The 11,411-nt window shown below is 74.5% G+C and carries 10 protein-coding genes; 5 read left to right on the plus strand and 5 right to left on the minus strand.

Translation table 11 applies throughout. The annotated features are described in order from the left end of the window. The coding region (locus tag AB0F62_RS41205; protein ID WP_361811527.1) for a helix-turn-helix domain-containing protein at positions 1-245 on the minus strand (245 nt) is incomplete at its 3' end. A 50-nt stretch (positions 246-295) separates the two neighbouring features. On the opposite strand from AB0F62_RS41205, the gene tnpA reads away from it, so the two are divergent. The 4 genes from tnpA (at position 296) to AB0F62_RS41225 (ending at position 5,572) form a co-directional block, all read left to right on the plus strand. Then, on the plus strand, positions 296-724 hold the full coding sequence (tnpA, locus tag AB0F62_RS41210; RefSeq protein WP_361811530.1) for an IS200/IS605 family transposase: 429 nt from the start codon (positions 296-298) through the stop codon (positions 722-724). A gap of 120 nt (positions 725-844) precedes the next feature. Further along, positions 845-1,489, plus strand: a complete 645-nt coding sequence (locus AB0F62_RS41215; protein ID WP_361811533.1) for a hypothetical protein — start codon at positions 845-847, stop codon at positions 1,487-1,489. A 116-nt stretch (positions 1,490-1,605) separates the two neighbouring features. Beyond that, positions 1,606-2,160 (plus strand): AAA family ATPase, encoded by a 555-nt coding sequence (locus AB0F62_RS41220; protein ID WP_361811536.1) that lies wholly within the window; start codon positions 1,606-1,608, stop codon positions 2,158-2,160. 451 nt (positions 2,161-2,611) lie between these two features. Next, complete coding sequence (locus AB0F62_RS41225) at positions 2,612-5,572, plus strand: glycoside hydrolase family 2 TIM barrel-domain containing protein (RefSeq protein WP_361811539.1); 2,961 nt, start codon at positions 2,612-2,614, stop codon at positions 5,570-5,572. 320 nt (positions 5,573-5,892) lie between these two features. Here AB0F62_RS41225 and AB0F62_RS41230 read toward each other — a convergent pair whose 3' ends face one another. The 4 genes from AB0F62_RS41230 to AB0F62_RS41245 all read right to left on the minus strand — a co-directional run bounded on the left by AB0F62_RS41230 (position 5,893) and on the right by AB0F62_RS41245 (position 10,367). Next, positions 5,893-7,059: an MBL fold metallo-hydrolase gene (locus AB0F62_RS41230; RefSeq protein ID WP_361811542.1), complete on the minus strand. Its 1,167-nt coding sequence runs from the start codon at positions 7,057-7,059 to the stop codon at positions 5,893-5,895. A gap of 293 nt (positions 7,060-7,352) precedes the next feature. Further along, positions 7,353-7,784, minus strand: coding sequence for a PPOX class F420-dependent oxidoreductase (locus AB0F62_RS41235; protein WP_361811545.1), 432 nt, complete (start codon positions 7,782-7,784; stop codon positions 7,353-7,355). 7 nt (positions 7,785-7,791) lie between these two features. Then, positions 7,792-9,642, minus strand: coding sequence for a DUF2264 domain-containing protein (locus AB0F62_RS41240; protein ID WP_361811548.1), 1,851 nt, complete (start codon positions 9,640-9,642; stop codon positions 7,792-7,794). Positions 9,643-9,740: 98 nt separating this feature from the next. Then, positions 9,741-10,367, minus strand: coding sequence for a GNAT family N-acetyltransferase (locus tag AB0F62_RS41245; RefSeq protein WP_361811551.1), 627 nt, complete (start codon positions 10,365-10,367; stop codon positions 9,741-9,743). A 96-nt stretch (positions 10,368-10,463) separates the two neighbouring features. Here AB0F62_RS41245 and AB0F62_RS41250 point away from each other — a divergent pair, with 96 nt between their 5' ends. Next, complete coding sequence (locus AB0F62_RS41250; protein WP_361811554.1) at positions 10,464-11,318, plus strand: alpha/beta hydrolase; 855 nt, start codon at positions 10,464-10,466, stop codon at positions 11,316-11,318. Positions 11,319-11,411: the final 93 nt, after the last annotated feature.

The raw sequence follows: 11,411 nt of genomic DNA on the forward strand, positions 1-11,411 counted from the left end.
CTGAGCGTCGCCTGCTGCGAGCTGAACGACCATCGACCCTGACGCTCGGGGTCGAACGCCCGGATCTCTTTGAGCTGAGCCGACTGGTCCCCGTATCGGACGGTGGTCTTGGAGACGTGTCGGTAGGCGTCGCGGCGTTCCTGCAAGGCACCGTTGTAGAGCGAGCAGTGATCGCGCAGCATCTCGCCGAGCGCGATCGCCTGGCCCACGGTGGGCCGCAGGAGGAACTTGTACGCACGGATCATCCCGCCGACCCCCTCCGCGTCGATTCCGCCGACCGCACTACACTTGGTGCATGTCACCACGCTGGGAACCAAACCCCGATATACGGCGCGGACGTCACGTAGTTTACAACCTTCACGCGCATTTGGTGTTCGTCACCAAATATCGACGCAACGTCTTCAACGACGAGATGCTGACGCGCTGCGAAGAGATCATGCGAAACGTGTGCACCGACTTCGGAGCGGACCTGATCGAGTTCAACGGCGAAGAGGACCACGTCCACCTGCTCGTGCACTACCCGCCGAAAGTCGCTCTCTCCAGCCTGGTCAACAGCCTCAAGGGCGTCAGCTCGCGCTACCTGCGAGCCGAGTTCACCGGCCACGTCAACCGCGCCACCCTGCACGGCCGCTTCTGGTCCGGCTCCTACTTCGCCGGATCATGTGGCGGCGCACCACTTCAAGTGGTGAAGGACTACATCGACAACCAGAAGCGGCCCACCTGACCGTCACGACGAAAAGGCAGGGGACTCCGGCGCTCCGCGCCTCCGGGCCCAGGATCGGATTCCCTCCCCGCCTGAAGGCGTGGATTCCTTCCGAAGAAGTGGGATGGAGCGAGAAGTGGGATGGAGCGGCCCCGCCACTCACTGCGCACCCGGCGCCGTTCCTTCCTCGGGGCGGTGCGCATCGCCCACGCCGCCGAGGTGCTGCGGGACAGGCACGCGTCGGGGCCGGACGACCTGCGGGCCGCGTTCCGGGACGTGGCGCGGGAGGTCACCGGGGGCTGGGCGCGCTGGGGCCGGATGTGGGGCGGTCCCGACTGGGGGCTGCGCCGCCTGCTGTACGCCGATCACCGCGACGGCGCCGACCACGCGCACGGGGACGCCCACACCGGCGCGGGCATCGCCGGCTCCGCGCCCCGGCACCGCGGCTCCAACCGGGCGGCCGCCGGCTATCTCGTCACCTACAACGCCGCGTGCTTCCTCAGCCTGGCTCTCGGCGCGCAGCCCCCCGCGGGTTCCGTCACCTGGAGCGCCGACGAATGGCGCGAGGACTGCGCCCGCGCGGCCGTCGTCCAGCTCAACACCAGCCTCCGGGTGACGCGCAGCCAGTTCTCCGCGGCCTGGGCCGAGCGCGACACCGACCTGCGCCCCCTGTTCACCGGGCGGCTCGGCGCCGGACCGGTGGCGGGCTGGGGGGAGATCGGACGCAACTGGGCCCGGTTCACGGGCATCGACGTCACAGAGGAGACGGCCGCCGCGCGCCCGTGAGGCAGCGGCGTCCGCGCGAAGGGCGGGGCGGCGTCCGCGCGAAGGGCGGGGCGGCGTCCGCGCGGCAGGCGGGGCGGCGCCCGCATCGCCGCCCGCGGCATGGTTAAGGTCGCGGCATGTTAGCCGTGTTGGTCAACGGACTGCCCGGCGCGGGGAAGACCACGCTCGCCCGGATGCTCGCCCGTGAACTGGAACTCCCGCTGTTCAGCAAGGACGCCGTGAAGGAGACCCTGGCCGACACACTGGCCGCGGTGCGCCCGGAGGGAAGCGGTGCGCGGGAATGGAGCCGCTGTCTCGGGGCCGCGGCCGGCGAGACGCTGTGGACGCTGCTCGCCGACGCACCGGCGGGGGCGGTGCTGGAGAGTCCGTGGCCGGCGCACCTGCGGCCCGTGGTGGCCGCGGGCCTGGCACGGGCGGGCGCGTCCGAGGTCCACGAGGTGTGGTGCGCCGTGCCACCGGACACCGCGCGCCGAAGGTTCACCGAGCGGGCGGCCGCGCGGCATCCGGTGCACACGGAGAGCGTGCGCTTCCCGGAGGAGGAGTGGCGGTCCTGGGTCGGGACGGCCGGACCGCTGGCCCTGGGCACTGTGCACCGGGTGGACACCACGCGCCCGGTGGACGTCGCCGCGCTCGCCCGGCGGATCGTGGCCCGGCCCTCCCCCGGCGCGTGACGTCCGACGGGGCTTGGGCGAAGTGCTTGTTCGACTCCCGCCCGCCGCAATAGCGTGAGCCCCCGTCGGCGCCGGCGGCGGCACGGGAGGGGGACCGGCGGTGGAGCGGACGTGAGTCGCAGCCGCACGGCCGCCGGTCGCGCACTGCCCGAGCACGGGACCGGACGCGAGGGTCCGTGGGGGCGGCGCCGATCGGCGGGGACGTCAGGGGACGTCACCTGCGCGTACCGTGGTGGGCGCTTCCCCACGGCAGGGGCCCTGAGCCCGCGCGCCGGTCGTCGCGGATCCCGTCGACCCGCCCGGCCCGCACGTGACGGCCCGCCCCCTGCGACGGAACCACCGCCCCCGCGCCCGCCGCCCCGCGCCCGCCGCCGCCCCGCACCGCACCGCACGGATCGACCGCACCCCGCAGGACGCCGCAGACGGCATCGGGGGCCGACCGAGGAGCCGCATGAGCTTGTCACCGCAACCGTCCGGCTCACCGGCCGATCGGCCGGAACTCCCGTACTACGAGGACTTCTCCCCCGGTCACGGCGCCCTGCCGCCGCGCGCCTGGGTGCCGGACTCCGACGCGGCCCGGATGAGCCTCAACGGCATGTGGTGGTTCCGCCTCTCGCCGACCGCCGGTGCCGAGGACACCGCCTTCGCCCGGCCCGACTTCGACGCGTCGCGCTGGGACATCCTCCCCGTCCCGGGCCACTGGGTGCTGAACGGCCACGGCGCGCCCGCGTACACCAACGTCCGCTACCCGTTCCCCGTGGACCCGCCCCGCGTCCCCACGGAGAACCCCACCGGCGACCACCGGCACACCTTCGCCCTGCCGCACGGCTGGCCCGCGGGCGGTGAGACCGTGCTGCGCTTCGACGGCATCGAGTCCTGTGCCCGGATCTGGCTCAACGGCGAGGAGCTGGGCGTCTTCAAGGGCAGCAGGCTGCCCGCCGAGTACGCCGTCGGGCATCTGCTCCGGCCGAAGGGGAACGTGCTCGCGGTCCGGGTCCACCAGTGGTCCTCGGGAAGCTACCTGGAGGACCAGGACATGTGGTGGCTGCCCGGCATCTTCCGGGACGTCACACTGCTGCACCGGCCCGCCGGCTGTGTCGCCGACCTGTTCGTGCACGCCGGTTACGACCACACCACCGGCGAGGGCACCCTGCGCGTCGACACCCCGTCCGGCGGCCGGATCACCGTGCCGGAGCTGGGCGTCGACATCGCGGCGGGCGAGCCGGTCACGGTGCCCGTCGAGCCGTGGAGCGCCGAGATCCCGCGGCTGTACGAGGCACGACTCGCCGCGGAGGGCGAGTGCGTTCCGTTCCGGATCGGCTTCCGCACGGTCGCGGTCGAGGACGGGCTGCTCAAGGTCAACGGCCGCCGGATCCTCTTCCGCGGCGTCAACCGCCACGAGTTCCACCCCGAGCACGGTCGCGCCCTGGACGCCGGCGTCATGCGCGAGGACCTGCTGCTGATGAAGCGCCACAACGTCAACGCCGTGCGCACCAGTCACTACCCGCCGCACCCCGCCTTCCTGGACCTGTGCGACGAGCTGGGTCTGTGGGTCGTGGACGAGTGCGACCTGGAGACCCACGGCTTCGCCGAGACCGGCTGGGAGGGCAATCCCGCAGCCGACGACCGCTGGACCCCGGCGCTCCTGGACCGCGCCGCCCGCATGGTCGAGCGCGACAAGAACCACCCCAGCGTGCTCGTCTGGTCGCTGGGCAACGAGTGCGGCACGGGCCGCGGCCTGACCGACATGGCGCGGTGGATCCGCGACCGCGATCCGGACCGTCCCGTCCACTACGAGGGAGATCGCACCTGCGCCGACACGGACCTGTACTCGCGGATGTACGCCCGGCACGCCGAGGTCGAGCGGATCGGCAGACGCGAGGAGCTCCCCCTGGACGATCCCGCGCTCGACGCCAGGCGGCGCTCGCTCCCCTTCGTCCTGTGCGAGTACGCGCACGCCATGGGCAACGGACCGGGCGGACTGAGCGAGTACCAGCGGCTGTTCGAGACGTACGAGCGGCTGCAGGGAGGCTTCGTCTGGGAGTGGATCGACCACGGCATCACGCGCCGGGCCCCCGACGGGCGGCGCTGGTTCGCCTACGGCGGCGACTTCGGCGAGGAGGTGCACGACGGCAGCTTCGTCTGCGACGGGCTGCTCTTCCCGGACCGGACGCCCTCCCCGGGGCTGGTCGAGTACAAGAAGGTCGTCGAACCGGTCCGTATCGAGGGCGGTGCCGCCGCCGGTACGGTCCGCATCACCAACCTCCATGACGTCGCGGACCTGTCGCATCTGCGCTTCGCCTGGTCGTACGAGGTGGACGGGGTGACCGCGGCCCGGGGCGACCTCACCGTACCGCCGCTGGCGGCGGGCCGGGCGACGGAGCTGAAGCTGCCCGAACCGGACGCGCCCGACCTGGCCGGGGAGGCGTTCTGGCAGGTGCGGGCGGTCCTGGCGGACGACACGGCCTGGGCACCCGCCGGGCACGAGGTGGCGTGGGGCCAGTGGGCCGCCGCGGAAGGCGCCGACGCACGGCAACCGGCCGCGGCGCCCGTGCGCCCGCACCGCCCCCGGCACGCCGAGGGCGGCGTGGTGCTGCTGGGCCCGGGCACCTTCGACGCGGCCACCGGCGAACTGCGGCTCCTCGACGGCTTCGCCCTCGCCGGGCCCCGGCTGGACGTGTGGCGGGCGCCGACGGACAACGACGAGGGAGCGCCCTGGCAGTCCGACCCGCGCCTGGGCCCGCTGTGGCGGGACGCCGGTCTGCACCGGATGCGGCACCGCGTGGACGGGGTCGTGGCCGAGGACGGGGCGCTCATCGTCACGACCCGGGTCGCACCGGCCGCCCGCTCCTTCGGGCTGCGCGCGGTCCATCGCTGGACCGCGGACGGCGACCGGCTGCGCCTGGAGGTGGAGGTCGCGCCGGAGGGCGAGTGGACGCTGCCGCTCCCCCGGCTCGGGGTCCGCCTGGGCCTGTGCGGCACCCTGACCGAGGCCGAGTGGTACGGCGGCGGGCCGGGCGAGGCCTATCCCGATACCCGGGCGGCGTCCCGTATCGGCCGCCACACCTCGACGGTCGACGCGCTGCAGACCCCGTACGTCCGGCCGCAGGAGAACGGCGCCCGCGCCGACGTCCGGTGGGTGCGATTGCGCCGCGAGGACGGCACGGGGGTGGCGATCGAGGGCTCCCCGCCCTTCTGGTTCACCGCCCGGCACTGGACCAGCGAGCAGCTGGACGCAGCCGGGCACACGCACGACCTCGTGCCGGGCGACACGCTGTGGGTCAACCTCGACCACGCTCAGCACGGCATCGGCAGCCAGTCCTGCGGGCCGGGCGTGCTGCCGGCGTACCGCCTGGAGGCCGCACCCGCCGCCTTCGGCTTCACCTTGACCACTCTCGCGGACGGCCGGTGAGGGCGGTCCCGCGGGACAGCGCGCCCACGCCGCGGATGTCCGGCCGGCCCGCGCGGGGGCGTCATGCGCCGGGGGCGTGCTCATCGGCACCCTCCAGGCGCCGCACGGCCCCGCGCCGGACACCGCAGCGCGACCGGCGCGGATCCTGCCGGTGTGCCGCGCGGCGCGGCGGAGCCGTCCCCCTGCCGCTGCTCGTCCCGTCGGCGGCGGGCCTCGCGGCGACGGCCCGGCACGTGCGGGCGGCGGGCGACACGGGGGCGGGTTCCTCGGTCGCGGGCGAGCCGGGGGCGGGGTGCCTGCCCCACCCCCGGCGTGCGCCACTACGCGGGCGTGCTGTCCGGCTGGGGCGCGGCCGGCCGCGTGTCGTCGGTGAGCGCGGGCCAGGTGCGGGTGGCGGCGCCGTGCGCGATCGCCCGCCACCAGGGGTCCAACGGCAGTCCGGCCGCGGGTTCGAAGGGCTCTCCGGGGCGCGGGACGGCGACCCGGGACCCCACGGCGAGCGCCGAGGTGACGGTGCCCTCGGCGGGCTCCTCCCAGGGATGCGGGGCGAGGTTGAACGTGCCCCAGTGGATGGGGAGCATGACGTCGCCGCGCAGGTCCCGGTGGGCGCGGACGCCCTCCTCCGGGGTCATGTGGATGTCCGGCCAGAAGTCGCTGTAGGCGCCGATCTGCACCATGGTGGCGTCGAACGGGCCGTACGTCTCGCCGATCTCCGCGAAACCGGGGAAGTATCCCGTGTCGCCGCTGTGGTAGACGCGGTGCTCGGGCCCCGCGACGACCCAGGACGCCCACAGGGTGTGCTGGGTGTTGCGGATCGCCCGGCCGCAGAAGTGCCGTGCGGGGGTCGCGGTGAGGGTGAGGCCGGCGACCTGCGTCGACTCGTGCCAGTCCAGCTCGGTCATGCGGTCCGCGGGGACGCCCCAGCGTTCCAGGTGCGCGCCGACGCCCAGCGGGACGACGAAGCGGGTGCCGGTCCCGGCGAGCGCCTTGATCGTGGGCATGTCGAGGTGGTCGTAGTGGTCGTGGGAGATGACGATCGCGTCGGCCTCGCCCAGCTCCTTCAGCGGCACCGGCGGCTCGTGGAGGCGCTTGGGGCCGACGAAGGAGAACGGGGAGCACCGCCGGCCCCAGACCGGGTCGAAGAGCACCCTGCGCCCGTCGATCTCGGCCAGGACGGTGGAGTGGCCCATCCAGGTGAGCCGCAGGCCCGAGGCGGGGGGCGCGGCCAGGTCGGCGAGGGTCGTGGTGTGCAGCGGGATGGCCCCGGCGGGAGCCCTGCGGACCCGCTCCTCCTTGCGGAAGTACGTCCGGGCGAACCTCAGCATCGAGCCGGAGGGCGCCGTCCGGGCACCCAGGGGGTTGGTGAACACCCCGTCGGCGAAGTTCGGCGACCGCCTGATGCGTTCCATCCTCTCCCCGTAGGGGTTGTCCCCGAAGGCGGGGATGAGGGTGGAGAGCAGGGAACGCTTCGGACTGGAGCCGGACACGGCACCTCCCGTTGGTCGGCGGTCACGAACGTGCCGTGAGCCGTCCGGCCCCGGCAGAACCAGTATGTACAGCGACAACTCCTACACCGGTCATTCCGGTTCCGCGCCCCTTTGTGAGATCGGCGGGCGACGGCCGGCCGGCTCCCGCCCAAGGGCCTTCGGAACCGTTCCGACCGGGATTGCCGCTTTTCCGGCGTATTGCCGCCCTCCCTGACGATGGTGCCACCGCCGGGGCGGGCGCCGCCGCCCGCCCCGGCGGTGGCGGACGGCGGCGGGCTCCGCCGGGCGGCCCGCTACGAAGCGGTGCGGGGCTGGCCGTAGGCGCGCTCCACGTGCAGCTTCAGCACCAGGCGCTTGTCCTCGACCATGGCGCGCCGGTAGTCGTCCCAGTCCGGGTGCTCGCCCTGCAGGGCCCGGTAGAGGTCGACGAGCTCCTCGACGGTCGCGTCGTCCCGGTCCGCCGCGACGGGGGTGAGTTCCGCGGTGCCCTCCGCGACCGTCCAGGCCCAGCGGTCGGCCGTGGTCACGTGGTAGCTCGCCCGGGGGTCACGACGCAGGTTGCGGGTCTTGGCGCGGTCGTCGGTGAGGGAGACCCGCAGCACGCTCGTGGCGGGGTCGTAGTGGTGGATGACGTTGGACATCTGAGGGCGGCCGTCGCGCTTGATGGTGACCAGCACGCCCCCCTTGGTCTCGGTGAGCAGTCGCAGGAGGTCTTCGTCAGTCATGGCAGGCTCAACGACCTTCCGGGAACGAGGATTCCACGACCACGGCCGCCGGTGTCAGCCGTACCCGGTGCGTGGCGCCGTCGGCCCAGGTGACGGTCAGTTCGCGGCGCCCGGCCGGCGCCTCGGCGACCTCGGCCTCGGCGAGGGCGCGCAGCGGTCCCGGCTCGGCGGCGCCGGTGAGCCGGGCGGCGCAGACAAAGAGGTCACCGCCGTGGCGTCCGGTGGTCTCGCCGACGAGGACGGGGGTGACGGCCCGGCCGGCGCACGCGGTCGGGACGGGCGGCAGGTCCGGGGCGGCGGAGAGCCCGTGCAGCGGGAGCAGTTCGGAGCGCAGGCCCTCGCCCGCGGGCCAGCCGGACTGCCGTACGGGGGTGCCGGGCGGCGCCCCGTCGACCAGGTGGACGCGGATCTCGGCGGCGCCCCTGGCCAGGACGAGGCTCACGATCCGTGCCCGGTCACCGGCACGGGACCGCGAGGCGGCCCATCCCCGGCCGGCGCCGAGCGGGGTGAGCCCGGTGCGCGCGGTGACGCCGCCGTCGGCGTCCAGCAGGCCGAAGTGGTTGTCGGGGGGTGCGTCGCCGGTCAGGGGCGCGGTGGCGGTGGAGTAGGCGAGCCGTGTGTAGTGGGGGGCGTAACGGGTGTCCTCGCTGCCGTGGTTGTGCAGGCGCACGACGCCGTCGGCGGCCGTCGACTGGATCAGCCAGTTGGGCGCGGGCAGCGCGGTGACGGCGTCGCCGCGCTCGGCGGGGGCGGGTTCCTCGGGGGCCGTCCACACCCGGTGGCCGGGCGGCAGCAGCAGGCCGAGGAAACCCTTGCTCGCCCAGTACGGGGAGGCGGGCCCGGAGTAGTCCTGCAGAACACCCGCGAAGGGACCGTGCCAGCCGAGCGACAGCAGCCCGTCGGGGCCCGCCGCGCCGCGGTCGAGGAAGTGGCGCAGGGCGCCGGAGGCCAGCCGCCGCGTGGTGCCGGGGCTGAGCGGTGTGCGGCCGGTCAGGGCACCGAGCCACAAGGGGGCGGCCGCGGCCACCCGGTAGGTGAGCGAGCGGCCCTGGTGGACGGGGGCGCCGTCGGCGCCGAAGAGGCGGGAGACACCGGCGAGATGGGTCCGCAGCCGCTCGCCGTAGCGGTCCATCAGGTCGGCGTCGCCGGAGAACCACGCCTCCAGCACCGGGTAGAGGTGCAGCGCCCAGCCGTTGTAGTGGTCGAAGGCGCGCAGATCGCCGTCGGTGTACCAGCCGTCGCCGACGTACCAGCGCTCGATCCGCTCCAGCCCGCGCGCCACGGCCGCGCGGTCGCCCAGGAAGCCGCCGACGGTGGCGGGGAACATCTCCCAGTTGTTGGGCCAGGCCCGTGCCGCGGCGGCCCGGGAGAGCCAGGCGGCGGCGCGTTCGCGGACGGGCTCGTCGAGCCGGTCCCACAGCCAGGGGCGGGTCAGGCGGAGCCCGATGGCGATGGACGCCGCCTCGACCAGCGGCTGCGTGCGGTCGGCCACGACCGGCCAGTCCTCCGGCCCGTCGCCGCCGGGGCGCGCGGTGCCGACGGCCAGGCCGTCGGCGTACCGCTGCAGCAGCCCGGACGGGTCGTCACCACCCGCACCGGCCACCCGGATCGCGGCCAGCAGGAAGGTCCGCGCGTATCCCTCCAGGCCGTCCGAGCGGACGCCCGAGTGGCTGTGCCGGTCCCCCGGGAGGTGGTACAGCGCCCCACCGGGCGTCGCGTGCGGGGCGACGGCGGCGAGCAGGCCGTCGGCGACTGCCTCCCAATGCGCGCGGGTCCACCCTGTGTACGGGCTCAGTACCCGGTCCTCGGGCGGCAGTCGGAAGGGGTGCGGGAGCGCGGTCCGGGTCACGAGTCGCATACGGCCTCCCGGGTCGGGGCGGTACGGCGGCACCTGCGGCGCTCGCCGGACGGGACCCTACCGCCGCGCCGCAAGCGCTTTCCAGGGCACGTGCCCGCTCACCGCCCCGGGCCCGACGTCTCCCGTCCGAGATAGGTGAGGGGGCCCGGGTCCGGGACGGGGAGCTCACGGAAGCCCACGCGGTCGTAGAAGGCCCGGGCCGCGGTGTTGGCGGTCACCATGCCGAGGTGGACGGCTCCGACGCCGCGGTCGGAGAGGGCGGCGAGAAGACGCTCCATCAGTTCCCGTCCGTAACCGAGGCGCTGGTAGTCGGGGAGCAGATCGATGTGCAGGTGCGCCGGATACGCGGCGAGTTCGGGCACGATCATGCGCTCCGGGCGGTGCAGGAGGTCCACCATCATGTCGTCCGCGGTGATCGGGGGCCCGGACGGCTTCGGGTGGCGGTGCTCCAGTCGCGGCAGCCACACGGCGCGGAAGCGCCGGACGAAGGCGACGGTGTCGGCGGTGCCGACGATGTAGCCGACGGCGCGCATCCCGTTGTCCACGACGAAGGCGAGATCGGGCTCCAGGTGGGCGTAGGGCCCGGCGAAGAGGTCGGGGAGCAACTCCTGGTCCGTGTAGAGGTGCCGCGCGTCCCCGCCCTCGTGGCCGGTGCGCACACAGATGTCGTAGACGGCGGCCCGGTCCTCCGGGCGGTAGGGGCGGATCACGGCTCGTGGGGTCATGCGGGCATGCCGCTGTGGGAGCGCTCCCACAACCCCTGCGACGCACGGCGTTACGCTGAACGAGGTGGCTGCCCCACACAGCCGAGGGAGGTCGCCATGACCCCGGCCACCGAGGCACTGGCCGTGTCGCGCGGCCCCTACCGGCTGTACGCCGAGATGACCGCCGGCCCCGGGGCGCCCGCGGTCCTGATGCACGGCTTCCCCGACAGCAGCCGCCTCTACGACCGGCTCCTCCCCCACCTGGAGGGACGGCTACCCGTGGTGCGGTTCGACTTCCTCGGCTGGGGTCGGTCCGACAAGCCCGAGGGACACGCCTACACGGTCGCGCAGCAGGTGGCCGACCTCGCCGCCGTGGCGGACGCCCTCACGGCGGGCCGCACGAACCGCCGCCTGGTCCTCGTGGCGCACGACGCCTCGGGGCCGCCCGCGATCGACTGGGCGCTGGACCATCCCGACCGCGTGGCCCGGCTCGTCCTGCTCAACACGTACTACCACTGGACGCCGGCCCTGCGCCGGCCGCCGGCGATCGCGCTCTACTCCACCCCGCTGCTGCGCACGGCGGCCCGCGCCGTCGCACGGCGCCGGCCCGATCTGGACCGCAGGCTCTACGCCTGGCAGGTGGGCGGCTTCATCCGCGACCCCGAGGTGCGCGAGGCGTACGTGGCACGGCTCTACGAGCAGTTCCCCGCGGCACGCCCGGCCTTCTGGCGGCTCAACGACGAGCTGCCGCGGGCGGTGCTGAGCCGCAGGCGGCGCATCCCGGAGATGCGCGAGTTCCAGCCGCCGGTCCGGGTCGTCTTCGGCACCCGGGACCGCTATCTCAACACCCGCGTCGCCCGGCAGTTCTCCGTGATCTTCCCGCACTGCGAACTGCGCCTGCTGACGCGGGCCGGCCACTACGTCCAGGTCGACGAACCCGCACTGGTGGCCGACGCCATCACCGCCCCCTGAACGCGGGGGGGCGGCCGGGCGGGGGGGCCGCCCCCCCCCCCGCGGGCCAGGGGGGGGGGCCGCCGACCCCCCCCGGGGGGGGGGGGGGTGTTG

The organism is Streptomyces sp. NPDC026673, from assembly GCF_040638135.1.
Taxonomy (GTDB): Bacteria; Actinomycetota; Actinomycetes; order Streptomycetales; family Streptomycetaceae; genus Actinacidiphila.